24 protein-coding genes are annotated in these 25,777 nt (G+C 70.8%); 3 read left to right on the top strand and 21 right to left on the bottom strand.

Translation table 11 applies throughout. The features are described 5' to 3' along the window. Nucleotides 1-39 precede the first annotated feature (39 nt). The 5 genes from WFI00_RS00295 to WFI00_RS00275 form a co-directional block, all read right to left on the bottom strand. Nucleotides 40-474, bottom strand: a complete 435-nt coding sequence (locus WFI00_RS00295) for a cytochrome c oxidase subunit 4 (protein ID WP_336633073.1) — start codon at nt 472-474, stop codon at nt 40-42. After that, nucleotides 475-2,238 (bottom strand): aa3-type cytochrome oxidase subunit I, encoded by a 1,764-nt coding sequence (ctaD, locus tag WFI00_RS00290; RefSeq protein WP_336633074.1) that lies wholly within the window; start codon nt 2,236-2,238, stop codon nt 475-477. It abuts the gene before it with no gap. Further along, nucleotides 2,238-3,137 (bottom strand): aa3-type cytochrome oxidase subunit II, encoded by a 900-nt coding sequence (ctaC, locus tag WFI00_RS00285; RefSeq protein WP_336633075.1) that lies wholly within the window; start codon nt 3,135-3,137, stop codon nt 2,238-2,240. The genes ctaD and ctaC overlap by 1 nt, the downstream gene beginning before the upstream one ends. Before the next feature lie 159 nt (nt 3,138-3,296). Further along, nucleotides 3,297-3,665, bottom strand: coding sequence for an iron-sulfur cluster insertion protein ErpA (erpA, locus tag WFI00_RS00280; RefSeq protein WP_336633076.1), 369 nt, complete (start codon nt 3,663-3,665; stop codon nt 3,297-3,299). A gap of 91 nt (nt 3,666-3,756) precedes the next feature. Continuing rightward, nucleotides 3,757-5,157 carry a dipeptidase gene (locus tag WFI00_RS00275; RefSeq protein WP_336633077.1) on the bottom strand — a complete coding sequence of 467 codons (1,401 nt, stop codon included), beginning with the start codon at nt 5,155-5,157 and terminating at the stop codon, nt 3,757-3,759. A gap of 62 nt (nt 5,158-5,219) precedes the next feature. On the opposite strand from WFI00_RS00275, the gene WFI00_RS00270 reads away from it, so the two are divergent. Next, nucleotides 5,220-5,780: a DUF3043 domain-containing protein gene (locus WFI00_RS00270; protein ID WP_336633078.1), complete on the top strand. Its 561-nt coding sequence runs from the start codon at nt 5,220-5,222 to the stop codon at nt 5,778-5,780. 8 nt (nt 5,781-5,788) lie between these two features. Here the strand turns inward: WFI00_RS00270 and WFI00_RS00265 are convergent, their stop codons facing one another. The 15 genes from WFI00_RS00265 to murC form a co-directional block, all read right to left on the bottom strand. Next, the gene (locus WFI00_RS00265) at nt 5,789-6,814 is read right to left on the bottom strand and encodes a quinone-dependent dihydroorotate dehydrogenase (RefSeq protein WP_336633079.1); all 1,026 of its coding nucleotides are present in this window, start codon (nt 6,812-6,814) and stop codon (nt 5,789-5,791) included. Nucleotides 6,815-6,874: 60 nt separating this feature from the next. Next, the gene (nrdR, locus tag WFI00_RS00260; RefSeq protein WP_336633080.1) at nt 6,875-7,354 is read right to left on the bottom strand and encodes a transcriptional regulator NrdR; all 480 of its coding nucleotides are present in this window, start codon (nt 7,352-7,354) and stop codon (nt 6,875-6,877) included. A gap of 3 nt (nt 7,355-7,357) precedes the next feature. Next, nucleotides 7,358-8,668: a histidinol dehydrogenase gene (hisD, locus tag WFI00_RS00255; RefSeq protein WP_336633081.1), complete on the bottom strand. Its 1,311-nt coding sequence runs from the start codon at nt 8,666-8,668 to the stop codon at nt 7,358-7,360. A 30-nt stretch (nt 8,669-8,698) separates the two neighbouring features. Next, a complete protein-coding gene (locus WFI00_RS00250; protein ID WP_336633082.1) occupies nt 8,699-9,805 on the bottom strand; it encodes a hypothetical protein in 1,107 nt (368 codons plus the stop codon). Between the two features lie 70 nt (nt 9,806-9,875). Continuing rightward, on the bottom strand, nt 9,876-13,346 hold the full coding sequence (gene dnaE / locus WFI00_RS00245) for a DNA polymerase III subunit alpha (RefSeq protein WP_442928279.1): 3,471 nt from the start codon (nt 13,344-13,346) through the stop codon (nt 9,876-9,878). Between the two features lie 143 nt (nt 13,347-13,489). Continuing rightward, complete coding sequence (locus WFI00_RS00240) at nt 13,490-15,187, bottom strand: long-chain-fatty-acid--CoA ligase (protein WP_336633084.1); 1,698 nt, start codon at nt 15,185-15,187, stop codon at nt 13,490-13,492. 174 nt (nt 15,188-15,361) lie between these two features. Further along, entirely contained in the window at nt 15,362-16,279 is a 918-nt protein-coding gene (locus tag WFI00_RS00235; protein WP_336633085.1) for an RluA family pseudouridine synthase, read from the bottom strand. Further along, nucleotides 16,279-16,878 (bottom strand): signal peptidase II, encoded by a 600-nt coding sequence (gene lspA / locus WFI00_RS00230; protein WP_336633086.1) that lies wholly within the window; start codon nt 16,876-16,878, stop codon nt 16,279-16,281. The genes WFI00_RS00235 and lspA overlap by 1 nt, the downstream gene beginning before the upstream one ends. Before the next feature lie 8 nt (nt 16,879-16,886). Beyond that, on the bottom strand, nt 16,887-17,495 hold the full coding sequence (locus tag WFI00_RS00225) for a DivIVA domain-containing protein (RefSeq protein WP_336633087.1): 609 nt from the start codon (nt 17,493-17,495) through the stop codon (nt 16,887-16,889). Nucleotides 17,496-17,606: 111 nt separating this feature from the next. After that, nucleotides 17,607-17,909, bottom strand: coding sequence for a YggT family protein (locus tag WFI00_RS00220; protein ID WP_336633088.1), 303 nt, complete (start codon nt 17,907-17,909; stop codon nt 17,607-17,609). A gap of 2 nt (nt 17,910-17,911) precedes the next feature. Continuing rightward, entirely contained in the window at nt 17,912-18,379 is a 468-nt protein-coding gene (locus tag WFI00_RS00215; protein ID WP_336633089.1) for a cell division protein SepF, read from the bottom strand. 31 nt (nt 18,380-18,410) lie between these two features. After that, the gene (locus WFI00_RS00210) at nt 18,411-19,121 is read right to left on the bottom strand and encodes a YggS family pyridoxal phosphate-dependent enzyme (protein ID WP_442928276.1); all 711 of its coding nucleotides are present in this window, start codon (nt 19,119-19,121) and stop codon (nt 18,411-18,413) included. After that, entirely contained in the window at nt 19,118-20,263 is a 1,146-nt protein-coding gene (gene ftsZ, locus WFI00_RS00205; protein ID WP_336633090.1) for a cell division protein FtsZ, read from the bottom strand. Before ftsZ ends, WFI00_RS00210 begins: the two co-directional genes overlap by 4 nt. Before the next feature lie 184 nt (nt 20,264-20,447). Further along, complete coding sequence (locus tag WFI00_RS00200; RefSeq protein ID WP_336633091.1) at nt 20,448-21,467, bottom strand: FtsQ-type POTRA domain-containing protein; 1,020 nt, start codon at nt 21,465-21,467, stop codon at nt 20,448-20,450. A 2-nt stretch (nt 21,468-21,469) separates the two neighbouring features. Then, nucleotides 21,470-22,870, bottom strand: coding sequence for a UDP-N-acetylmuramate--L-alanine ligase (gene murC / locus WFI00_RS00195; protein WP_336633092.1), 1,401 nt, complete (start codon nt 22,868-22,870; stop codon nt 21,470-21,472). 179 nt (nt 22,871-23,049) lie between these two features. On the opposite strand from murC, the gene WFI00_RS00190 reads away from it, so the two are divergent. Beyond that, a complete protein-coding gene (locus WFI00_RS00190; protein ID WP_336633093.1) occupies nt 23,050-23,952 on the top strand; it encodes a hypothetical protein in 903 nt (300 codons plus the stop codon). Then, nucleotides 23,949-24,308, top strand: coding sequence for a GntR family transcriptional regulator (locus WFI00_RS00185; RefSeq protein WP_336633094.1), 360 nt, complete (start codon nt 23,949-23,951; stop codon nt 24,306-24,308). The genes WFI00_RS00190 and WFI00_RS00185 overlap by 4 nt, the downstream gene beginning before the upstream one ends. A gap of 50 nt (nt 24,309-24,358) precedes the next feature. Here WFI00_RS00185 and WFI00_RS00180 read toward each other — a convergent pair whose 3' ends face one another. Next, the gene (locus WFI00_RS00180; RefSeq protein WP_336633095.1) at nt 24,359-25,447 is read right to left on the bottom strand and encodes a UDP-N-acetylglucosamine--N-acetylmuramyl-(pentapeptide) pyrophosphoryl-undecaprenol N-acetylglucosamine transferase; all 1,089 of its coding nucleotides are present in this window, start codon (nt 25,445-25,447) and stop codon (nt 24,359-24,361) included. Nucleotides 25,448-25,777 lie beyond the last annotated feature (330 nt).

Raw genomic sequence — 25,777 nt, 5'->3', positions numbered from 1 at the left:
CTCAGGATGAAGGCCATGGATCAGACCGGATGCGTCCGCTCAGCGGGCGAAGTATCCGCGGTAGTACTCGTACACCCACCCGACGATGGCGACGACGAAGACGCCGAGACCGATCGGCAGGATGAACGTGCCCACGGCGAGACCGAGGATCGCCAGCGCTGCGGAGAACGCGAGCACCAGCGGCCACCAGGACCACGGGCTGAACTCGCCGATCTCGGGGTCGCCGTCGTCGATGTCGGCCGTCAGGGAGTCCTCCGGCAGCTCGCCGCCCTGCGCGCGGTGGACGCGATCGACGTAGAAGCCGATCATCAGCGACATGAACACGGTGAACAGCAGCGCCACCGTGCCGACCCACTCGATCGCGTGGTACCACGGCCGGCTCGAATGCTCGACGATGTTCCAGCCCGTGTACAGCGCGAAGCAGAGGAAGAAGAACCCGGAGAGGATCCACCAGAGGTTGATGTTGGTCTTCACTTACTTCACCTCTCCATCGGCCAGGTCGACGACGGGTGCGTCGGGGGCGTCCTTCGCCGGTCCGACCCCCACCGGGACGGCGGCCTCGGGGTGGTTGAGGTCGAACGCAGGACGCTCGCTGCGGATGCGCGGGATCGACGTGAAGTTGTGGCGCGGGGGCGGGCAGCTGGTCGCCCACTCGAGCGATCCGCCGTAACCCCACGGGTCGTTGACGGTCACCTTCGGCGCGGTCCGCGACGTGATCCAGACGTTCAGGAAGAACGGGATCATCGAGGCGCCGAGGATGATCGCACCGATGGTCGACACCTGGTTCTGCCAGGTGAAGCCGTCGGCGGCCGAGTAGTCGGCGTAGCGGCGGACCATGCCCTCCACGCCCAGCCAGTGCTGGATGAGGAACGTCATGTGGAAGCCGATGAACAGCAGCCAGAAGTGGACGACGCCGAGGCGCTCGTTGAGCATCCGTCCCGTCCACTTCGGCCACCAGAAGTAGAAGCCGGCGAACATCGCGAACACGACCGTGCCGAACACGACGTAGTGGAAGTGGGCGACGACGAAGTAGGAGTCCGACAGGTGGAAGTCCAGCGGCGGCGAGGCGAGGATGACGCCGGTGAGGCCACCGAACACGAACGACACCAGGAAGCCGAGCGAGAACAGCATCGGCGTCTCGAAGGTGATCGAACCCCGCCACATCGTGCCGATCCAGTTGAAGATCTTCACGCCCGTGGGCACGGCGATGAGCATCGTCATCAGCGCGAAGAAGGGCAGGAGGACGGCGCCCGTGACGTACATGTGGTGCGCCCAGACCGACACGGACAGGGCGGCGATGGCGATCGTCGCGTAGACCAGGGTCTTGTACCCGAAGATCGGCTTGCGGCTGAAGACCGGGAAGATCTCCGACACGATGCCGAAGAACGGCAGGGCGATGATGTACACCTCGGGGTGACCGAAGAACCAGAACAGGTGCTGCCAGAGCAGAACGCCGCCGTTGGCCGGGTCGTAGATGTGCGCACCGAGCACACGGTCGGCCGCAGCAGCGAGGATCGCCGCCGCCAGCACCGGGAAGGCCATCAGGATCAGGATGCTCGTGACGAGCGTGTTCCACGAGAAGATCGGCATGCGCCACATGGTCATACCGGGCGCGCGCATCGTGATGATCGTCGTGATGAAGTTCACGGCACCGAGGATCGTTCCGAAACCGCTCATGCCGAGGCCGAGCATCCAGAGGTTTCCTCCCGCACCGGGCGAGAAGCTCGCTCCGGCGAGCGGCTGGTAGGCGAACCATCCGAACGCGGCGGCGCCCTGCGGCGTGAGGAAGCCGGCGACCGCGATGAGCGAGCCGAAGATGAACAGCCACAGCGCGAACGCGTTCAGGCGCGGGAAGGCGACGTCGGGTGCGCCGATCTGCAGCGGGAGGATCGCGTTGGCGAACCCGGCGAACAGCGGGGTCGCGAACATCAGCAGCATGATCGTGCCGTGCATCGTGAACAGCTGGTTGTACTGATCCTTCGTCGGCAGGATCTGCATGCCGGGCTCGAACAGCTCCGCGCGGATGATGAGCGCCATCACGCCGCCGAGCAGGAAGAACAGCACGGAGGCGATCAGGTACATGTACCCGATGGTCTTGTGGTCGGTGGAGGTGATCCACCGCACGAGGATGTTGCCCTTCTCCTCGACGCGCGAGGAGCTCAGAAGAGCGGCCTGGCGCGGCGGGATGGTCGTGGGGCGCTGCGGAGCATCGCCCTGCAGAGGAAGGGTCGTCGCCATCAGTGGTCTCCCTCGGATTCAGCCGAAGCACCGGTTCCCGGCAGGTTCTGCAGACGGTTGTAGGCCTCGTTGACGTCGCCGGTCTGGCCGCGCTCGCGCAGTCCGTCCAGGTAGGCCTGGTACTCGGCGGGCTCGACGACCTTGACGTTGAACAGCATCATCGAGTGGTACTGGCCGCACAGCTCCGCGCAGCGGCCGTCGTACTCGCCGACGCGGGTCGGGGTGAAGGACCAGAAGTTGTCCTTGCCGATGTACATGTCCTTCTTGTACAGGAAGTCCACGATCCAGAACGAGTGGATGACGTCGCGCGAGGTGAGCTTGATCTTCACCTTTTTGTCGACCGGGAGGTAGAGGGTCGGCAGCTCGTTGGTGATGTTGCCCTGAGCGTCGGTCTGCGCCTGGACGCCCATGGTCCAGACGGCGTCGCTCGCGTCGTCGCAGTCCTGCTGCGCGTACTGGAAGTCCCACGCCCACTGCTTGCCGATCGCGGTGATGCAGACGTCCGGCTCGTCGTACTGGGTCTCGAGGGCGACCTGGTCGCGCGCCGTGAAGGCGAAGAAGCCGAGCACGAGGATCAGCGGCACGACGGTGTAGAAGATCTCGACCGGCATGTTGTAGCGCAGCTGTACGGGAAGACCCGACTGCCCCTTGCGACGGCGGTACGCGATCGCGGCCCACCCCATGAGCGCCCACGTGATGACACCGACCGCGAGGAGCACGAGCCACGAGTTCACCCAGAGGCCCGACACCATCTCGGTGTGGTTGGTGGCCGGCGTGCCCTCTTCGGTGAAGCCGGGCAGGAATCCGTTCAGCTGGCTCGGCGTACACCCGGCCAGGGTGATCGCTGCGGCGATCCCGAGGGGGATGGCGACGAGCCGGAGGCGGCGTGTGACGCGCACGGTGCACCTTTCGGAGTCATGAAGGTCGAACACCGTTCAGTCTAGGGCAACCTCCCATCCGATTCAGGCCATCCGCCCAGGATGTCCCCCTCGGACGGAGGGGTTTTCCCGCGCTGATCCGGCCCGGAGCTCGGTCGCGCCCGCCAGAACGGGCGGAGCTCAGTGGAAGCTGTCGCCGCAGGCGCAGCTGCCCGCCGCGTTGGGGTTGTCGATCGTGAAGCCCTGCTCAGAGATCGTGTCCTTGAAGTCGATCGTGGCGCCGTCGAGGTACGGCACGGACATGTCGTCGACGATCACCTCGACGCCGTCGAAGTCGACGGCCTGGTCGCCGTCGAGGAAGCGCTCGTCGAAGTAGAGTTGGTAGATCAGTCCCGAGCATCCGCCGGGCTGCACGGCGACGCGCAGGCGGAGATCGTCGCGACCCTCCTGCTCGAGCAGGTTCTTGACCTTGGCGGCCGCGGCGTCGGTCAGTCCGACTCCGTGCGCGGCGGCGTCGGTGGTCGAGGGCGTGAGGGCGGTGTCGGTCATGGCATTCTCCCCGGAAGGTCGAGCCGGCTGCGGCCGGCGGGATGCCACGATTCTACGCCGCGACGGGGCACGCGGGCCCGGATGGGGACGGTCAGTCCCCCAGCCCCTCGCGGTCGAGCCGTTCGAGCAGCATCGCCTCGGAGACGAGGGCGTGCCGGAAGGTGTCCAGGTGCAGCGACTCGTTCGGGCTGTGTGCCCGCGCGTGCGGATCCTCGACGCCCGTGACGAGGATCTGCGCCCCCGGGAACTCCCGGACGAGGTCGGCGATGAACGGAATCGACCCGCCGACGCCGATGTCGACGGGTGCGACGCCGTAGCCCTCCTCGAGGGCGGCCCGCGCGTGAGCCACCGCGGACCCGGTCGTGTCGACGAGGAAGGGGTCGCCGAACTCCACGTCCGAGAAGGTCAGCTGCGCGCCGAAGGGCGCGTGGGCCCGCAGGTGCTCCTCGAGTGCCACGAACGCGGAGCGACCGTCCTGACCGGGAGCGACCCGCGCGCTGATGACGACGGACAGCTCCGGCGTGAGGGTGTTGGAGGCGTTCTTCACCGAGGGGAAGTCGATGCCGGTGACGGTCACGGCGGGCTGGTTCCAGATCCGGCTCAGGATCGAGCCGCGCCCGATGGGACGCACCCCGGCGGCCAGGCCCGCCTCGTCGCGCAGCGTGTCCTCGGAGTAGTCGGGCGTCGACGCGTCCCGCGACGTGAGGCCTGCGACGGCGACGGCGCCGTCATCGTCCCACAGCGACGCGAGGAGCTTGGAGGCGGCGAGCATGGCGTCGGGGACGGCTCCCCCGAACATGCCGGAGTGCGAGGCGTGGTCGAGCGTGCGCACCGTCAGCGTGAAGCGGACGTTGCCCCGCAGCGACACGGTGAGGGCGGGCGTCGTCGCATCCCAGTTGCCGGAGTCGGCCACCACGATGACGTCGGCGCGCAGCGCGTCGGCGTTCTCGCGAAGGAAGGTCGCGAACGACGCGGAGCCGGCCTCCTCCTCGCCTTCGATGAAGACGTTCACGCCGAGGTCGACGTCGGTGCCCAGCGCGCCCACGAGCGCGCGCAGCGCGCCCACGTGGGCCATGATCCCCGCCTTGTCGTCGGCGGCGCCGCGACCGTAGAGTCGCCCGCCCCGGACCGTGGGCTCGAAGGGCGGCGACTCCCACAGGGACTCGTCCCCCACCGGCTGCACGTCGTGGTGCGCGTAGAGGAGGATGGTGGGACGACCGGCACGCGCGGCCCGCGATGCCAGCACCGCGGGCATCCCCTCGAGACCCGTCTCGGGGACGACGGCGGTCTTCACCTCCACGCGGTCGAAGAGCCCCAGGTCCTCGAACAGCCCCGCGACGGCGGCGGCGCTGCGCTCGACGTCGGCGCGGTCGAAGCCCGGGAAGGCGACCGACGGGATGCGCACGAGCCGCCCCAGGTCGGCGAGCGCCGCGGGGACACCCCCCTCCGCGGCGGCGCGGACGGACTCGGGTCGGGACAGCTCGGAGGTCATGCGGGTAATCTTAGATCGGCGCCTCTCGCGCTTCAGTCGCCCAGATAACGAGGATCCACCCCGTGGCCAAGAACCCCGCAGCACCCGACACCGCTCCCGACGTGCCGACCGGACCGGGCAAGAACCGTCCGACGCCGTCGCGCGCCGAGCAGGAGGCGGCACGCAAGCGCCCCCTCGTCGCCGACACGAAGGAGGCTCGGGCCCGGGCGAAGGCCGACCTCGCCGCGCAGCGCGAGAAGGCCCGCATCGGCATGGCCAACGGCGAGGATCGCTACCTCCCGGTGCGCGACAAGGGACCGCAGCGCCGGTTCGTCCGCGACGCGGTGGATGCGGGCTGGCACGCGGGCGAGCTCCTCATGCCGCTCATGCTCGTTGTGATCCTGGTGAGCCTCGTGCAGAACCAGGCGGTCGTCACCTACGCGTTCCTCGGGCTCTGGCTGTTCATCCTCGTCGTCATCGGCGACATGGTGATCACGAGCCACACCGTGAAGAAGCGCGCCAAGGAGAAGTTCGGCGACCGCACGGAGAAGGGCCTCGGCTGGTACGGCGCGATGCGCACCATCCAGATGCGCTTCATGCGCCTGCCGAAGCCTCAGGTCAAGCGCGGCGGTCGCCCCGTCTGACCCGCGAGTCAGCGCCGCGCCGCGAGGGCGCGGTTGATCTGGCGCGCCCAGAGCGGGCCGCGGTAGATGAACCCGGTGTAGCCCTGGACCAGGTCGGCGCCGGCGTCCAGACGTTCCCTGACGTCGTCCGCCGTCTCCACGCCTCCGGCGGAGATCACGCAGAACCCCTCCGGGACGACCGCGCGCACCGTGCGCAGCACGGCGAGCGAACGCTGGCGCAGCGGGGCGCCGGACAGTCCGCCCGCCCCCATCGCCGCGACCGCGTCGGGGTCCGTCGACAGCGGCTCGCGCGCGACGGTGGTGTTGGTCGCGACGAGGCCGTCCAGGCCCGCGTCGACCGCGAGGCGCGCGATGGCCTCGATCTCGTCGTCGGGGAGGTCGGGGGCGATCTTCACCAGCAGGGGCGTGCCGCCGGCGGCGTCCCGCACGGCCTCGAGCAGGGGACGAAGCGTTTCCACGGCCTGCAGGCCGCGAAGCCCCGGGGTGTTCGGCGACGACACGTTCACCACGAGGTAGTCGGCGACGGGCGCGATCCGACGGGTGCTCGTGACGTAGTCGGCGGTGGCCTGCTCGACGTCGACGACGCGGCTCTTGCCGATGTTCGCGCCGAGGATCGCCCGTCGCGCGCGCCGTCGGGACCGGCCGAGACGTGTCGCCGCCGCCGCCGCTCCGGCGTTGTTGAAGCCCATCCGGTTGATGAGCGCGCGGTCCTCGATGAGCCGGTACAGCCGCGGCCGCGGGTTTCCGTCCTGCGCGATCGCGGTCACGGTGCCGACCTCGACGTGGCCGAAGCCGAGGGCGTACAGGCCCTCGCTCATGACGGCGTTCTTGTCGAAGCCCGCCGCGACGCCGAAGGGCGAGTCGAACACGAGTCCGAGCGCACGGGTCTTCAGACTCTCGTCGGGCTTCGTGAGGGCGCGCGTCACGACGGACAGCGGCCACACGCCGAGGGCACGGATGACCGGGATCACCAGATGATGCGCGGTCTCGGGATCCATGCGCGCGAACACGGTGCGGAAGATGAGCGGATACATCGCCCACCAGCCTAGGGCCGCCGACACGGGTCGCGACGCCGCGGTCCCGGGAGAAACCCGTTACGCCGTCTCGGTCGCGTCCGCCCGCGCAGCCGCGTGATCGGCGCGCAGTTGCGCTATCGACGCCTCGAAGTCCTCGAGCGAGTCGAACGCCTGGTAGACGCTCGCGAAGCGGAGATAGGCGACCTCGTCGAGGTCGCGCAGGGGCGCGAGGATCGTCAGGCCGATCTCGTTGGTGTCGATCTGCGACGATCCGGTCTGGCGCACCGCCTCTTCGACGGCCTGCGCGAGGACCGCCAGGTCGGCCTCCGTCACCGGTCGACCCTGGCATGCCTTGCGCACGCCCGACATGACCTTCTCCCGGCTGAACGGCTCGATCACGCCGGAGCGCTTGATGACGTTGAGGCTCGCCGTCTCGATCGTCGTGAACCGTCCGCCGCACTCGGGGCACTGGCGGCGTCGGCGGATGCTGAGACCGTCGTCGCTCGTGCGCGAGTCGATGACACGGGAGTCGGCGTGACGGCAGAAGGGACAGTGCACGGTTCAGCCCTCCGATCCGGCGAAGCGCGCCGTGACGGCTTCGCCGTGCGCGGGGAGGGCCTCGGCCTCGGCGAGGGCGACGATCGCATCGCTCACCGCCGCGAGGGCCGCACGGTCGTACTCGATCACCTGCTGCGGACGCAGGAACGTCGACGCGGAGAGCCCGGATGCGTAGCGTGCCTGTCCCCCGGTCGGCAGGACATGGTTGCTGCCGGCGAGGTAGTCGCCGAGGCTCACCGGGGAGTAGTCGCCGACGAAGACCGCGCCGGCGTTCACGAACTCCTCCGCGCGCGGGTCGCGCAGGTGCAGCTCGAGGTGCTCGGGCGCGTAGGCGTTGCTGAACGCGGTGGCCGCGGCGAGGTCGTCGACCAGGACGACGGCCGACTGGGGACCCTCCAGCGCCGTCTGCGCCCGCGCCCCGTTGCGGGTCGCGGAGACCCGCCGACCCACCTCGGCGCGCACCGTGCGGGCGAGATCCTCCGACCAGGTGACCAGAACCGCGGATGCCTGTTCGTCGTGCTCCGCCTGGCTGATCAGGTCCACGGCGACGAGGGCCGCATCCGCGCCGTCGTCGGCGACGATGAGGATCTCGGTCGCGCCGGCCTCGGAGTCGGTGCCGACGAGTCCCGCGACGGCTCGCTTCGCGGCGGCCACGAAGTTGTTGCCGGGGCCGGAGACGACGTCGACGGGGTCGAGTCCGATCTCCTCGACACCGTGCGCATACGCGCCGATCGCGCCGGCGCCGCCCATCGCGTAGACCTCGGTGATCCCCAGCAGCTTCGCGGCGGCGAGGATGTCGGGGTGGACGCGCCCGCCGAAGGCCGCCTGCGGCGGCGAGGCCAGCGCGACCTCCCCCACGCCGGCGACCTGCGCGGGGACCACGTTCATGACGACGCTCGACGGATAGACGGCCTTGCCGCCGGGCACGTACACACCCGCCCGGCGCACCGGCTGCCATCGCTGCTCCACCCGCGCACCCGGACCGAGTGCGGTGAGCGAGGGGGCGGGCACCTGCGCCGCCGACGCGGCGCGCACGCGCCGGATCGCCTCGTCGAGCGCGGCGCGCACGGCGGGATCGAGGGCCTCCAGCGCGTCGTCGAGGTGGTCGGCGGGCACCCGGATCTCGTGCCCGCTGACGCCGTCGAAGCGCTCCGCCTGCTCGCGCAGCGCGGACTCGCCCCGCTCGCGCACATCGGAGACGATGTCGGCGGCGGCGGTCAGAGCCTGAGCGCGCGCGGCCTGGGCGCGCGGGACGGCGGCGAGCAGCTCGGCCGTGCTGAGCTCACGGCCGCGGAGATCGATCGTGCGGAGCATCCGTCCAGGCTAACGGACCGGTGCGCCCGCTCAGCCGCGTGTGACGCCGGAGACGTCGGTGAGATACCCGATCCGGCCGTCGTCGTGGCGGACCACGAAGCGGTCGCCGCGGTCCTCGATCACGAGGGCCCACGCGGTGGGTCCGATCGTGAAGAGCGGGGTGCCGGCGTCGTCCACGACCGTGCGCTCGACGGGTGCGAGCGCCCAGAAGGCCTGCGACGCGGCGGGTGCCGCGACCGTATCGACGGCGACCTCGGGCTCCGCGACCGGGGGGACCGTGGTCTGCGACGCGTCGACGGACGCCGCCGCGACGCCGGTCTCGGGCTCCGCGCTCGGCACCGGAGCGGACGGCGCCGGCCGCGGGGCGACCGGGCGGGCCACGACGGGGCGGGCGGGGCGGGCGAAGCGGTGGGCGGGCACCTCGGAGCGGTGACGGAAGTCGTCGCCGATGGTGGGGAACAGCGGGGCGAACACCGTCAGCAGGACGCCGGCGAGCATGAGGATGAACTCGACCCACACGACCCAGGTGGCGAGGAAGATCCGCTGGCCGGCCAGCGACACGAACGACGACCAGAGCGTTCCGAGCCAGATGACCATCGACACCGTGAAGGCGACCGAGGCGAACTGGTCGATGCCCAGCGATCCGACACGACGGATGCCCTGGGGCGACAGACGACGAAGCAGCAGCAGGAACACGGCCACGGTCGGGACGCCGATGGTGAGCACCCAGTCGATGCCGCCGTTCCAGACCGAGCGCCCGCCGACGATCTCGCCGTAGATGGGGAAGAACGACACGACGAAGGCCACGAGCCACACTCCGCCGAGCGCCACCTCGCGGAGGGAGAACGGTCCGACTCCGTACTGCGGCGGAGCGGCCTCGTCCACCCCGTCCGGGCCGTCGGTGACGGCGGCGAAGGCGTCGGACACCGAGGCGAAGGTCACGTCCGGATCGGCGGATTCCGCGGGCGCCCGCTCCCCCGGCTCGTCGGCGGGCACCTCCGCAGAGAGGCCGGCCTCCTCGTGCGGAGCGCCCGCGAAACCGTCGTCGAGACCGCCCTGCTCGGTCGTCTCGCGTGTGGACGCCGACGCGTCCTCGGGTGTGCTCTCGGGCGCGGGGATGTGCTTCTCGTCGGTCACGATGATCGATCCTTCCACGACGGGTTCGTCGCGGACGATTCTACCCGCGACGCATTTCCGGACATGTGCGTCAGCCGAGACACTGGGGCCCCAGCAGCCCCTTCAGTTCTCCGTAGAGGTCCACCGAGACGCCGACGCGCGCCGGCACGTCGAAGACCTTCGCCGTGCCCCCCTTGTGGAGCTTCAGAGTGACCTCGGAGCTGCCGGGATGACGCTGGAAGACGCGCGCGAGCTCGCCGATGGTGGTCTCGGTCGCGCGGTGCTCGGGCATCAGCAGGACGAGAGCCCCGGAGGCGTCCACCGCCCCCAGATCCGGCACGAAGGCGGACTGCCCGTGCAGGTTGAGCCCGTCGTCGCGCCGCGAGACGCGCCCGCGGACGACGAGGATGCTGTCGGCGACGAGCATCGACTGGAACTCGGTGTACGTCTTGCCCATGAACATGACGGTCACCTCGCCGTCGAAGTCCTCGACCGTGATCATGCCGTACGGGTTGCCGCTCTGCTTCGCGACGCGATGCTGCACGCTCGTGACGAGTCCCGCGACCGTGACGATGTCGCCGTCGGCGACGTCCTCATCGGCCAGCAGATCGTGGATCGACGTCGACGCGTGCTTCGCGAGCGGGATCTCGAGACCTGCGAGCGGGTGGTCCGAGACGTACAGACCGAGCATCTCGCGCTCGAAGGCCAGTTTGTCCTTCTTCGTCCACTCCGGCCGAGCGGGTACCTTGGCCGGCACGGCCTCCTCGGCGGCGTCGTACAGGCTGTCGAAGTCGAATCCAATCGCGCCCTGCGCCTCGTTGCGCTTGCGGTCGACCGCCGCCTCGACGGCGTCCTCGTGGATCTCCATGAGTGCGCGACGCGTGTCGCCCATCGAGTCGAACGCCCCGGCCTTGATGAGCGACTCGACCGTGCGCTTGTTCGCGACGTGCGGCGGCACCTTGTCGAGGAAGTCGTGGAACGAGGCGTACGTCGCACCCTCGCGGGCCGCGACGATGCCGTCGACGACGTTCGCCCCGACGTTGCGCACCGCGCCGAGACCGAAGCGGATGTCCTCGCCGACGGCGGCGAAGTACCGGATCGACTCCCCGACGTCGGGCGGGAGCACGCGGATGCCCATGCGGCGGCACTCGTTAAGGTACACCGCCATCTTGTCCTTCGAGTCGCCGACGCTCGTGAGCAGCGCGGCCATGTACTCGGCGGGGTAATGCGCCTTGAGGTACGCCGTCCAGTACGAGACGAGCCCGTACGCGGCCGAGTGGGCTTTGTTGAACGCGTAGTCGGAGAACGGCAGCAGGATGTCCCACAGCGCCTGGATCGCCCCTTCGCCGAAGCCGCGCTCCTTCATGCCGCCCGAGAAGCCCTCGTACTGCTTGTCGAGCTCGGACTTCTTCTTCTTGCCCATCGCCCGACGCAGGATGTCGGCCTGTCCGAGCGAGAACCCGGCGACCTTCTGCGCGATCGCCATGACCTGCTCCTGATAGATGATCAGGCCGTAGGTGGTGTCGAGGATGTCGCGCAGCGGCTCTTCCAGCTCGGGGTGGATCGGAGTGATCGGCTGCAGACCGTTCTTGCGCAGCGCGTAGTTGGTGTGCGAGTTCGCACCCATGGGACCGGGGCGGTAGAGCGCGATGACGGCCGAGATGTCCTCGAAGTTGTCGGGCTTCATGAGGCGGAGCAGCGACCGCATCGGGCCGCCGTCGAGCTGGAACACGCCGAGCGTGTCGCCGCGGGTGAGCAGGTCGTACGCGGGACGGTCCTCGAGCTCGAGATGCTCGAGATCGAGCTCCTCCCCCCGGTTCATCCGGATGTTGTCGAGCGCGTCCGAGATGATCGTGAGGTTGCGCAGCCCCAGGAAGTCCATCTTGATCAGGCCGAGGGTCTCGCACGACGGATAGTCGAACTGCGTGACGATCTGCCCGTCCTGCTCGCGCCGCATGATCGGGATGATGTCGAGCAGCGGCTCCGAGGACATGATGACGCCGGCGGCGTGCACGCCCCACTGGCGCTTCAGTCCCTCGAGCCCCAGCGCGCGGTCGAAGACCGTCTTGGCATCCGGATCCGACTCGACGAGCGCGCGGAACTCGCTCGCCTCCTTGAACCTCGGGTGCTCCGGGCTGAACATGCCGCCGAGCTCCATGTCCTTCCCCATCACCGCGGGGGGCATGGCCTTCGTGAGCCGCTCGCCCATGCTGAACGGGAAGCCGAGGACGCGCCCGGCGTCCTTCAGCGCCTGCTTCGACTTGATCGTGCCGTAGGTGACGATCTGGGCGACGCGCTCGGAGCCGTACTTCTCGGTGACGTACTCGATCACCTCGCCGCGACGACGGTCGTCGAAGTCGACGTCGAAGTCGGGCATCGACACGCGATCGGGGTTGAGGAAGCGCTCGAAGATGAGACCGTGCTCGAGGGGGTCGAGGTCGGTGATCCGCATCGCGTAGGCGACCATCGAGCCGGCTCCCGAGCCGCGGCCCGGCCCGACCCGGATGCCGTTGTCCTTGGCCCAGTTGATGAAGTCGGCGACGACGAGGAAGTATCCCGGGAAGCCCATCTGCAGGATGATGCCGGTCTCGTACTCGGCCTGGGCGCGCACCTTGTCGGGGATGCCGGCCGGGTAGCGGTAGTGCAGGCCCTGTTCGACCTCCTTGATGAGCCAGCTGTCCTCGGTCTCGCCGTCGGGCACCGGGAAGCGCGGCATGTAGTTCGCCGAGGTGTTGAACTCGACCTCGCACCGCTCGGCGATCAGCAGCGTGTTGTCGCACGCCTCGGGGTGGTCGCGGAAGAGCTGGCGCATCTCACCGGCCGTCTTGATGTAGTAGCCGTCACCGTCGAACTTGAACCGGTTCGGGTCGTCGAGGGTCGACCCCGACTGCACGCACAGGAGGGCCTCATGGGCGTCCGCCTCGTGCTGATGCGTGTAGTGCGAGTCGTTCGTGGCCACGAGCGGGATGTCGAGATCCTTCGACAGCCGGATCAGGTCGGTCATCACGCGGCGCTCGATCGAGAGCCCGTGGTCCATGATCTCGGCGAAGTAGTTCTCCTTGCCGAAGATGTCCTGGAACTCGGCGGCGGCGGCGCGCGCCGCGTCGTACTGTCCGAGCCGCAGCCGGGTCTGCACCTCGCCGGACGGGCACCCCGTCGTCGCGATGAGGCCCTTGCCGTAGGTCTGCAGGAGCTCGCGGTCCATGCGCGGCTTGAAGTAGTACCCCTCCATGCTCGACAGCGAGCTCAGGCGGAAGAGGTTGTGCATCCCCTGCGTGCTCTGGCTCCACAGGGTCATGTGGGTGTACGCGCCCGAGCCCGAGACGTCGTCGCTCTTCTGATCGGGAGATCCCCAGGACACGCGGGACTTGTCGCTGCGGTGCGTGCCGGGCGTCACGTAGGCCTCGAGCCCGATGATGGGCTTGACGCCGGCCGCCTTGGCCGCCTTGTAGAACTCGAACGCCGCGAACGTGTTGCCGTGGTCGGTGACGGCGATCGCGGGCATGCCGTAGTCGGCCGCCGCCTGGGTCATCGCCCCGATCTTGGCGGCTCCGTCCAGCATCGAGTACTCGCTGTGCACGTGCAGATGAACGAAGGAGTCGGATGCCACCCTTCGAGTCTACGAAGACCTCCGACATCGGCACCGCGATCCCGCCGATCCGTCGCGGGCTCGCCTCACCTTCGAGTTCAGCGTGAAGGTCGGCGTCAGCGCGCGCGACGGCGCACGATCTCCTCGCGCACCTCGCGCCGGATCACCTTGCCGACGAGCGAGCGCGGCAGGGCGTCGAAGCGCTCGATCGATCGGGGCACCTTGTACCCCGTCAGATGCTCTCGGGCGTGCGCGCGCAGCCGGTCGGCGTCGAACGCCGCGCCCTCGCGCAGCACCACGGCGGCGGTGACGGCCTCGCCGCCGTCGGGCCGCGGGATCCCCACGACGGCGGCATCAACGACGTCCCGATCGAGCAGGAGCGCGTTCTCGACCTCGCTCGGACTGATGTTGAACCCTCCCGTGATGATGAGCTCCTTCAGCCGGTCGACGACCGTGACGAAGCCGTCGGCATCCGCCACGACGATGTCGCCCGTGCGGAGCCATCCTCCGGCGAGGAGCGTGCGCGCCGTCTCGTCGGGCTGGTTCCAGTACCCGCGGAACACCTGCGGACCCCGCACCAGCAGCTCCCCCGGCTCGCCCGTGGGACGGTCCGCGGTCGGGTCCTCGGGGTCGACGACCCGGATCTCGGTGCTCGGGAACGGCACGCCCACCGTGCCGGTACGGCGCAGAGGGCCCATCGGGTTGCCGATGCTGATCGGCGACGACTCGGTCATCCCGTACCCCTCGACGAGGATGCCGCCCGTCGCCTCCTCCCAGCGCTCCACCGTCGCGGCGGGGAGTGCCATCGCGCCGGAGATCGCGTTGCGCAGGCTCGACAGGTCGACCCCCGCGCGCGCCGTCGCCCGCGCGAGAGCGTCGTAGATGGGCGGGACCGCCGGGAGGAAGGTCGGCGGCGTCCGACGGAGCGCCGCGAGGGTGAGTCCGACGTCGAAGGTCGGGAACAGGACGATGCGGGCACCGATCGAGATTGCGGTCGTCAGGCACAGCGTCAGGCCGTAGGCGTGGAAGAGCGGCAGGACCGCGTAGAACACCTCGTCGCCGTGACGGAGGCCCGGCACCCACGCCTCGGACTGCGCGGCGTTCGAGCGCAGGTTGCGGTGGGTGAGGACCGCCGCCTTGGGGCGGCCCGTCGTGCCGCTCGTGAACTGCAGCACGGCGATGTCGTCGAGGGCGGGGCGGGCATGACGGCGTGCCAGCCGGCGGCCGAGGAGCGAGGACCACGACGCGACGCCCTTCGCCCGCGGCCGCGAGGTGAGGGCCGCACGCGAGCGCCGGGCCTTCGGCAGCGGCAGGCGCAGGGCCGCGCGGACGCGCCAGGGCATGGCGTCGGGCATCGTGACGGCCACCACGCGCTCGGGCCGGATGTCGGAGGGGAACTCCGCGATCGTGTCGGCCACGGCGTCCCAGACGATCGCCACGCGGGCGTGGTGCACCTCGAACAGGTGGCGGAGCTCGGGCGCGGTGTAGCGGGGGTTGTGCTCCACGACGATCGCGCCCAGTCGCGCGGCGGCGTAGAAGGCGACGACGTGCTGTGGGCAGTTCGGGAGGATCAGGGCGACCCGGTCCCCCGCGCGGACGCCGAGGCGACGGAGCCCCTCCGCCGCCCGTGCGACCTCGTCGCCCAGGCGCCGATAACTCGTCACCGCACCGAAGAACTCCAGTGCGGGTCGCGCCGGGTACCGCGCCACGGCGTCGTCGAGCATGTCGACCAGCGTCTGCGTGACGGGCTCGATGTCGGCGGGGACGCCGTCCGCGTAGGAGGCGAGCCACGGGCGGGTCGAGAGGTCGGTCATCCCTCCAGGCTAGGCATCCGCTCGTACGCCCCGAGGCATGCGCCCCGAGGCATGGACTCCGCCGGGTGACGATCCCGGTCGTCGGACCGGTGGGGCCGGTGTCCACCTCGGCGCCACGGAAGGCTGCATCCGCACCACCGATCCGACGACCGGCACTCACCGGCCCAGGATCGGTCAGCCGCGTAGCACCTCGAGGGCATGGGCGAGGTCGGCGGGATACGCGCTCGAGAAGGTGACCCAGTCCGTCGTCACCGGGTGGGCGAAGGAAAGCTCGTGCGCATGGAGCCACTGACGGGTCAGGCCGAGACGGGCGGACAGCGTCGGGTCCGCGCCGTAGAGCGGGTCACCCACGCACGGATGACGGTGCGCGGCCATGTGGACCCGGATCTGATGCGTCCGCCCGGTCTCGAGGTGGATCTCGAGCAGCGACGCCGACGGGAAGGCCTCGAGCGTCTCGTAGTGCGTGACCGAGTCCTTGCCGTCCGGGGTGACGGCGAACTTCCACGAATGGGACGGATGGCGTCCGATCGGTGCGTCGATCGTGCCCGCGAGCGGATCGGGGTGCCCTTGCACGACCGCGTGGTAGATCTTGTCGACCTCGCGCTCCTTGAACGCCCGCTTGAGCGCGGTGTACGCCCGCTCGGTCTTCGCGACGACCATGAGACCGCTCGTGCCCACGTCGAGGCGGTGCACGACGCCCTGGCGCTCCGCGGCGCCGGTCGTCGCGATGCGGAACCCGGCCGCCGCGAGCGCGCCCAGCACGGTCGGCCCCTCCCATCCGACGGAGGGGTGTGCGGCGACGCCGGACGGCTTGTCGACGACGACGATGTCGTCGTCGTCGTACACGATGCCGAGGTCGGGCACGGCGATCGGGACGATCTCCGGCTCACGCCGGTCCTCCCAGTCGACCTCGAGCCAGCCGTCGGCCCGCAGCTTGTCGCTCTTGCCCAGCACCCGCCCGTCCTGGCGGACGCCGCCGGCCTCCGCGACCTCCGCCGCGAACGTGCGCGAGAACCCGAGGAGCTTCGCGAGCGCCGCATCCACGCGCACACCGTCGAGCCCGTCGGGCACGGGGAGAGCCCGCACCGGCATCAGACGTCCGCCGCGCGCGCGCCCGATGCGGGATCGGGCTGCGCCGACTCGCCCTCGGAGTCGCCGGCAGTGCCGTCCTTCCGGCGCGCCTCGCGCGAGCCGTCGAGATGGATGCCCATCAGCACGAGGAGCGCGACCCCGATCATCATCGTGACGATGAACATGTCCGCGACGTTGTAGATCGCCGGCATCATCCAGGGGGTGTAGATGAAGTCGACCACGTGACCGACGCCGAAGCCGGGGTCGAGGAAGAGGCGATCGGTGAGGTTCCCGAGGATCCCGCCGAGCAGCAGGCCCAGCACGACCGCCCAGGCACGACCGCGCACGCGCGTGGCGGCGAGGAACAGGATCAGCAGGGCCGCGGCGGCGAGGACGAGGGTGAACACCCACGTCACCTCTTCACCGAGCGAGAACGCCGCGCCCGGGTTGCGCGTCAGGTACAGCTGCAGGACGTCTCCCCAGACGGGGACCGCCTGCTGATACGGAAGGTTCTGCAGTGCGAGGTGCTTCGTGAACTGGTCGACGGCCAGCACCGCCACCGCGAAGATCGCGATGAGGATGCCGGCCGTCGACGGACGCAGTCGTGTGCGGCCTTCCACCGTCCTGCTCAGGAGGCCGAGACGGGCGTGCCCGAGGTCGCGCCGGCGACGTCGAGGTCGCGCAGCTTCTCCTCGATGAAGCCGCGCAGCTGCGAACGGTAGTCGCGCTCGAACTGACGCAGCTCGCTGATGCGGGTCTCGAGGGTGGCGCGCTCCGCGTCCAGGCGGGCGATCTCGTCGCGGCCCTTCGCCTCGGCGTCGGCGAGGATCGACGCGGCCTTGGCCTCGGCGTCCGAGATCAGCTTGTCGCGCTGGGCCTGGCCCTCGGCGACGTGCTCGTCGTGCAGGCGCTGAGCCAGCTCGATGATGCCGGCCGAGGCGGCGGCGGGCGCCACCGCGGCGGGAGCGGGCGCCTCCTCGACGACCTCTTCGACGACGGCTTCCGGCTCGGGCTCGGCGACGGGCTCCTCGACGGGGGCCTCGGCCGCCGGCGCCGCAGCGGCACCGGACTCGAGCTCGGCGACGCGCGCCTTGAGCTCCTCGTTCTCGGCGATCGTCTTGCGCCACTCGACGACGATCTCGTCGAGGAAGTCATCGACCTCGTCGGGGTCGAAACCCTCCTTGAAGCGGACGTGCTGGAACTGCTTCGTGACGACGTCTTCGGGGGTCAAAGCCATGGTGTTACCTCTTTCGGGGGCTCACGACGCGAACCGCTCGGGTCAGCCCGCGATGAGCGGGCCCGTATGGAGACAGCATAGTCCGCACATCCCGGGCGTGCGAGGCGAGCGTCAGGCGCGCGACAGCGCGCCGGTGATGGACATCAGGATGAAGACGACGAGCATCGTCAGCGGGAATCCGAGGTCGATGGCGATCGGCCCCAGACGCAGCGGCGGGATCAGCCTCCGCAGGAACTTCAGCGGCGGGTCGGTCACCGTGAAGACGACCTCCGCCAGGATCAGGCCCATGCCGCGCGGTCGCCACTCCCTGTTGAAGAGGGGGATGTACTCCAGCACGAGTCGGGCCAGCATCATGAGCAGATAGACGAGGAGAAGCAGGTTGACGACGGATGCCGCCAGGCGCACGACCTCCACGTCTACTGGGTGAAGGGAGCCGCCTCGGGGTCGGCCGGCGCGAGGGTGCCGTCGCCCGAGATCGCGACGGACTCCGGCGAGAGGAGGAACACCTTGCTGGTGACCCGCTCGATGCGCCCGTACAGGCCGAGCGACAGACCGCTCGCGAAGTCGATGAGGCGGCGCGCGTCGGCGTCACTCATCTGCGACAGGTTGATGATGACGGGGATGCCGTCGCGGAAGTTCTCGGCGATCAGCTGCGCGTCGCGGTACTGCTTGGGGTGGACGGTCAGGATCTCGCTCACGGTGCCCGCGGTCGGCTGACGCACGACGGCGGGGCGATGCAGGGGCGTCACCGGCGCGGCCTTCTCGACCGTGCGCTCGGGCGTGCTGCGCGTGCGCGCGGGGGTCTCTGCGACAGGCTCGTCATAGATCTCTTCCTCGTCGGCGAGGCCCAGGTACACCATGGTCTTCTTGAGCGGGTTCGACATCGCATCCTCCGTTTGCTCGTCTGTGTCGAGGTTAACCGTGTGGGGGTCGCGGACCGGTGATTGCCGTGCCGATCCGCAGGTGTGTCGCGCCGGCGGCGATCGCCTCGGCGAAATCGCCCGACATCCCCGCCGACATCCACGTGGCATCCGGGACGACCGTGCGCACGGCCTCGGCGCACGACGCGAGACGCTCGAACGCCGCCGCCGGGGCGTCCCGCAGGGGCGCGACGGCCATCACGCCCCGCAGGCGCAGCGACGGGCAGGCCTGCGCGATGTGATCGGCGAGGCGCCGGACGTCGGCGGGAGCGACGCCGCCGCGCGCCGGGTCGTCGGTCAGGTTCACCTGGACGAAGACGTCGAGCGCGTCGCCGTCCGGATCGGCGGCATGCAGAGCATCGGCCAGCCGGTCCCGGTCCACGGAGTGCACGGCATCCGACGCGGCGCGCACGGCTCGCGCCTTCTTCGACTGCACCTGACCGACGAAGTGCCAGCGCAGATGGTCGAGGGACGGCAGCTCGGCCCGCTTCGCGGTGAGCTCCTGTTGGCGGCTCTCCCCCACGTCGCGCACGCCCAGCTCGTGGAGGTCGGCCACGAGCCGGGCGGGGTGGAACTTCGTCACGACGATCCGGGTGAGCTCCTCGGGCGAACGGCCCGCCGACCTCGCCGCGTCGCGGATGCGCGCGTCGAGGTCGGCCAGCCGTGTCGCCAGGTCGGCCGCCTCGGCGCTCCCCGCGATCGTCACTTCAGGAAGTCGGGGATGTCCAGGTCGTCGGCACCGTAAACCGAGTCGTACGACTCGCTCGGGGTCGACACGGCGACCGGCTCGCGCTCCTCGACGACGGGCGCCTCGCGGGCCGCCTGATCCGCCGGCACGGCGGGCAGCACAGGCGCGGCGTTCGGACGCTGCGTCGTGATCGGCTCGATGCGCGCCTGCGGCTCGCCGCCGTCGAATCCGGCCGCGATCACCGTCACGCGCACCTCATCGCCGAGAGTGTCGTCGATGACGGTGCCGAAGATGATGTTCGCCTCCGGATGGGCAGCCTCACGGACGAGCTGCGCGGCGTCGTTGATCTCGAAGATCCCGAGGTTCGAGCCGCCCTGGATCGACAGCAGCACGCCGTGCGCACCCTCGATCGAGGCCTCGAGCAGCGGCGATTCGACCGCGAGCTCGGCGGCCTTGATCGCGCGATCGGCGCCGCGCGCCGACCCGATGCCCATGAGCGCGGACCCGGCACCCTGCATGACCGACTTGACGTCGGCGAAGTCGAGGTTGATGAGACCCGGCGTGGTGATGAGGTCGGTGATGCCCTGCACACCGGCGAGGAGCACCTGGTCGGCCGTGGCGAAGGCCTCGATCATCGAGATGCCCCGGTCGCTGATCTCCAGCAGCCGGTCGTTCGGCACGACGATGAGGGTGTCGACCTCTTCCTTGAGCTTGTTGACGCCGGCCTCGGCCTGGCTCTGTCGGCGACGGCCCTCGAAGGAGAACGGCCGCGTGACGACACCGATTGTCAGGGCGCCGATCGACTTGGCGATGCGCGCCACGACGGGCGCGCCGCCCGTGCCGGTGCCGCCGCCCTCGCCGGCGGTGACGAAGACCATGTCGGCGCCCGCCAGGGCCTCCTCGATCTCCTCCGCGTGGTCCTCGGCCGCACGACGACCGACCTCCGGGTCGGCGCCCGCGCCGAGCCCGCGAGTGAGCTCGCGGCCCACGTCGAGCTTCACGTCGGCGTCGCTCATCAGCAGCGCCTGCGCGTCGGTGTTCACCGCGATGAACTCCACGCCCCGCAGCCCGAGCTCGATCATCCGATTGACGGCGTTCACGCCGCCGCCACCCACACCCACGACCTTGATCACCGCGAGGTAGTTCTGGTTCTGGCTCATGCCGACCTCCATCTCGTCCCGAACCGCCCTAAACCTTGAACCCCCAACCTTGAACTTCAAGTTGAGGTTTAAAGAATTGCCGAGTATGCAATTCCTGGTCTGAAGGTATGCGGCGCCGCCACGCGCACCCCCGCGATTCTGGGCGTGTCGCGCAATCGGCGGCGATATCCGCGAGCCCGCGACCTCAGCGGGTGACGACCGTGCCCGGCGAGGACACGTCGTAGCTCGAGACACCGCTCGGCGGCAGCGCGGTCATCGCCTTGGCGAGCACGACGGACTTGAGCTCCGAGTCGTCGGCGTTCCCCCAGACGACCTGCGTGCCGGTTCCGCCGAGGGTGAGGGTGACGTCGTTCGCGGTCGTGGCCGACATGGCGGTGACCTGGGCACGGATGTCGTCCGGAAGCGACCGGAACACCGTGCCGATCGCGTCGAACGCGGGTGAGCCCACGCCGCCCTCCACGGTGAGCACGGGGTGCCCGGGCGGCGGTTGCGGGGTGGTCGAGAGCGCGACGCCGGCCGCGTCCACCAGCGTGTATCCGGCCGCCGACTCGAGGGAGCCGATCGGGGTGCGCTCGACGATGCGGACGACCAGCTCGTGCGGCGGACGAGCCTCCAGGGTGTAGGACTCCACGAGCGGGAACGCCACCAGCGCCGCCTTCACCGCCGATGCGTCGACGCGGGGAAGGGGGACGCCCACCTGACCGGACAGAGCCGCCTCGACGGCCGCCGGGTCGAGCGTCTGGGTGCCGACGACGCGCACGCGCTCGACGGCGAACAGCGGGCTGTAGGCGGCGCCGATGCTGCCGAGCACGAGGACGACGAGTGCGCCGAGAACGCCGATCCAGAGCATCCGACGCCGGCGCTGCCGCACGGTGAACCGGCGCACCTCGGCGCGCAGGGCCTTCCGACGGGCGCGGGCCGCAGACCAGACCTCACGGACCCGGATCCCGTCGACGGAGTCCTCCCCCGCTCCGTCCACGCCGGCAGGCGCTCCGGGGGCGCCGGGCGCGCGCGTGACGGAGGGCGCCGCGGACGCGGTCGGGGCCGCGTCATCCTGCCCCGGGTCGTCCGCGGTGGACGGCGACGACCGGCGCGGCCGAGGAGCGGGCAGCAGGTCGGGGCCGGTGGCGTCGAGGTCGGCGGGCACGTCCGGACGCGCCGAGGGCGCCGGGCGCTCCGTCGGCAGCGGAACCGGACGGCGCATCCCTACGCCTCGGTCTCGGCGAGGGCCTGCAGCACCTGCGGGATGATGAGGTACACGTTCCCGCAGCCGAGGGTGATGACGTAGTCGCCCGGGCGGGCGATGGACGCCGTGTAGTCCGCGGCCGCCTGCCAGTCGGGGACGAAGCGGACGTTCTGCGGATCGGCGAAGGCTCCGCTGACGAGCTCGCCGGTGACACCGGGAACCGGATCCTCGCGCGCGCCGTAGACGTCGAGCATCACGGTGTGGTCGGCGTACGTCTCGAGCACGTCGGCGAACTCGCGGTACATCTCCTGCGTGCGCGAGTACGTGTGCGGCTGCTGGATGGCGATGAGTCGCCCCCCGCCCACGACGGTGCGCGCGGCGACGAGAGCGGCGGCCACCTCGGTCGGATGGTGCGCGTAGTCGTCGAACACGCTGACCCCGCGCTCGACCCCGTGGAGCTCGAAGCGGCGCACCGTCCCGCCGAAGCCCTCGACGGCGCGCAGCGCCGGCTCGAGCGCGTGGCCGAGGGTGAGCAGCACCGCGACCGCGCCCGCGGCGTTGATCGCGTTGTGGGCGCCCGGCACGGCGAGGCGACCCGGCACCGTCTCGCCGTCGTAGGTGAGGGTGAACGTCACGGGGCCGTCGGTCACGATCTCGGCGACGCGGACGTCGGCGGCGGCGTCCTCGCCGAACGTGAGGACACGGGGGTGGCGCAGAGCAGCGGCGACCCGTCGCGCGCCCGGATCGTCGGCGCTGATGACGACCGCCTCGCTCGCGCCGTCGCCGAAGCGGACGAAGGCGTCGTAGAACGCCTCGCGGCTGCCCCAGTGGTCGAGGTGGTCGGGGTCGACGTTCGTGATGAGGGCGACGGACGTGTCGTAGAGGAGGAAGGTGCCGTCCGACTCGTCGGCCTCGATGACGAACAGGTCGTCGGAGCCGGTGCCGCTGGAGACGCCGAGGTCGGCGATGACGCCGCCGTTGACGAAGGTCGGAGATGCACCGAGGGACTGCAGGGCGGTCACGAGCATCCCGGTCGAGGTCGTCTTGCCGTGCGCCCCCGCGACGCTGACGAGACGTCGCCCGCCGATGAGCCAGTGGAGGGCCTGAGAGCGGTGGATGACGTGCAGGCCACGCTCCTTGGCGAGGAGGAACTCCGGGTTCTCGGGCCAGATCGCCCCCGTGTGGATCACGGCATCGGCGTCGGCGGGGAGGTTCGCCGCGTCGTGCCCGACGTGCACGTCGGCACCGCGCTCGGCGAGCGCACGCAGCGCCGCGCTGTCGGCGCGGTCGGACCCGGACACGCGGATGCCGCGATCCAGGAACATCCCGGCGAGCCCGGACATGCCGGAGCCGCCGATCCCGATGAAGTGGGCGACGGAGATCTCGTCGGGGATGGGCAGGCTCAGGTCGGGTCGAATCATGGCCCGACAAGTCTAGGTCGGCCCCCTGTGAGCCCCGACACGGCGCGCGGATCAGCAGGCGGCGTCGTGGACGTCGGAGTGGGGCGTCGAGACCACGGCGACCGGCGACGCCGGCGGCCCTCCCCCTTTGCACCCCCAATGTATTGACACATTGATACGAAGCGAGATACAAAAGAGTCATGGCTGACCCCTCCGCCCTGCGTGTCCTCTTCGGCGTGCTGCTCGCCGGCGCGACCGTGACCTTCGCCGTCGCGACAGCGCTCGCCGCGACCCGGCCGACGATAGCCCTCCGGGCGCTCGGACGATTCGCGGATCGATCCCGGCTGCCCGTGCCTGCGGCATCCGCCGACGCGCTCGAGGCGTACATGAGACGCAGCAAGGTCGTCGAGTTCGCGGGTCTGACCATCGCCTGCGCCGTCTGCATCGTCCTGCTCGCCTCCCCGCTCGGCGCCAGTGCGCTCTACCCCATCGCCGTGTTCGCCCCCGTGCTCCTGCTCGCGGCCATGGTGAGCGCGACGGTCGTAGCGCTGCGCGAGCGTCTGTTCCGCCCGCCGCTGGGGTCGCCGCGCGTCGCCCGGTCGCGCGCGACCACGGCGCGCGACTACCTCGGACCCGGACGCTGGATCCTGCCGTGGGTGCTGGCCGCCGCCGCCGGCATCGCCGGGGCGTGGGTCGTGTGGATGCTCGCCCGCGGCGCAGCACCCCGACCGGAGGTCGCGGTGATCACGCTCGTCGTCGCCGCGCTGGCGGTCGGCACCGCGATCGGACTGCCCCGCCTCGACGCGGCGATCCTCGGACGACCCCAGCCCGCCGGTTCCGAGCTCGAGCTCGCCTGGGACGACGCGTTGCGCGCGAGCGCGGTGAACGCCTGCCGCCAGACGGCGACAGTCCTCTCGATCGCCGCGATCGCGCTCGCGGTGGTCGCCGTGGTCGCCGGCGCGGATGCTGTGCCCGCCTGGGCGTTCACGCTCTTCCTCTGGGCGCAGCTGCCGATCGCTTTCGTCTACCCCACGGCGGGCGCTCCGCTGCGACGGCAGCTGCATCCGCACGGCATCCACGTCCCCCTCGGGAGCACCGCGTGATCGTCGTCGACCCGGCCTCGCCGGTGCCGCCGTTCGAGCAGCTGCGCGCGCAGCTCGTCGACGACATCGCATCGCACGAGCTCGCCGCCGGCACCCGGCTGCCCACGGTGCGCCGGCTCGCCGAGGAGCTCGGGATCGCCCCCGGCACCGTCGCGCGGGCATACCGGGAGCTCGAGGTCGCGGGGTTCATCGAGACCCGGGGGCGCCACGGCAGCTTCGTCGCGGCGCAGGGGGACGTCGCGACGCAGCAGGTGCAGCGCGCCGCCGCAGCCTTCGCGGAGCAGGTGCGGACGCTGCGGGTCGACCCCGACGAGGCGCTCGGGCTCGTCGCGGCGGCGCTGCGCGGGACGGCATAGCAGACGACGTCGGGCCGCGCGCCGGTCGATGCGGGGGACGTCGCCGACGGTCAGCCGGCGATCGCCTCGTCGATCAGGCCGATGACGTTCTCGGTGCCCGCGCGGGTCCCGACGCCGACGGCGGCGACCCGCAGGGCGGCGAGGGCCTCCGCATCGCGCAGCAGCGGCACGACCTCCGCGCGCACCCGTTCGGCGCTGAACTCCGCGTCGGGGATGATCCGCGCCGCACCCGCCCGCACGACGGACGCCGCGTTGAGGGCCTGTTCGCCGTTGCCGACCGCGTACGGCACGTACACCGCGGGGATGCCCAGGGCACTGACCTCGGCGACCGTCGCGGCGCCCGAGCGCGACACGATCGCATCGGCGAGGGCGAAGGCGAGGTCCATCCGGTCGAGGTACGGGACGGGGCGGTAGTCGGGGTGCCCGGGATCGATCACGGTGTTGCGCTCCCCCACGGCGTGCAGCACCTGCCAGCCGGCATCGACGACGTCACGCCATCCGTCCGCGAAGGCCTCGTTCAGGCGCTGCGCGCCGAGGGATCCGCCGAAGACGAGGAGCACCGGGCGCGCGGCATCCAGCCCGAACGCCGCGGCCGCCTCCGCTCGGCGTGCGTCCCGGTCGAGGTCGACGATCTCGTGGCGCAGCGGCATCCCCACCACACGCGCTCCCCGCAGGGGGGTGCCCTCGAAGACGACGCCCGCGCGCGCCGCGCCGCGCGCGCCGAGGACGTTCGCGAGCCCCGGCCGGGCATTCGCCTCGTGCACGACGTACGGGATGCCCTCCCGACGCGCCGCCACGTACGCGGGCGCGGAGGCGTACCCGCCGAAGCCGACCACGACGTCGACGCCGCGGTCGCGGATGTGTCCGCGCACCTGGGCGACCGCCCGTCGCCACGCCATCGGGAATCGCAGCGCCGCACCGTCGGGGCGACGGGGGAAGGGGACCTTGTCGACGATCAGCAGCTCGTAGCCGCGGGCCGGGACGAGCCGCGCCTCGAGGCCCTCCGCGGTGCCGAGGACCAGCACCGACGCGCGCGGGTCGCGCTCGCGCAGACCGTCCGCGACGGCGAGGAGGGGGTTCACGTGCCCGGCCGTCCCGCCACCGGCCAGGAGATACGTCGTCGCAGGCTGCTCGGTCATCGCCCCGAGCCTACCCGCCGCCGCGCCGTCCCCCGCGGTCCGCCCGACCGACCGCCCGTCCGCCCGTCCGCCCGACCGCCCGTCCGCCGTCCGCCCGTCCACCCGCCCGCCGCCCGCCCGTCCGTCCGCGGCGAGACCGCGCCCCCACGTCGAAACCCACGACCACACCCGCGGTCTGGACGCAGCGCCACGGTCTCGACGCACCAGCACGGTCTCGACGCAGCACCGTGGTCTCGACGCACCAGCACGGTCTCGACGCATCACCGCGGTCTAGGCGTGTCATCCCGGTCTCGACGCATCACCCTCCGAGGCCACGCCCGTGCGGCGAGA

This window comes from Microbacterium sp. MMO-56 (genome assembly GCF_037146215.1).
Classification (GTDB): domain Bacteria; phylum Actinomycetota; class Actinomycetes; order Actinomycetales; family Microbacteriaceae; genus Microbacterium.
The sequence above is the reverse complement of the archived record's forward strand: the minus strand, read 5'-3'. Positions and strand labels throughout refer to the sequence as shown.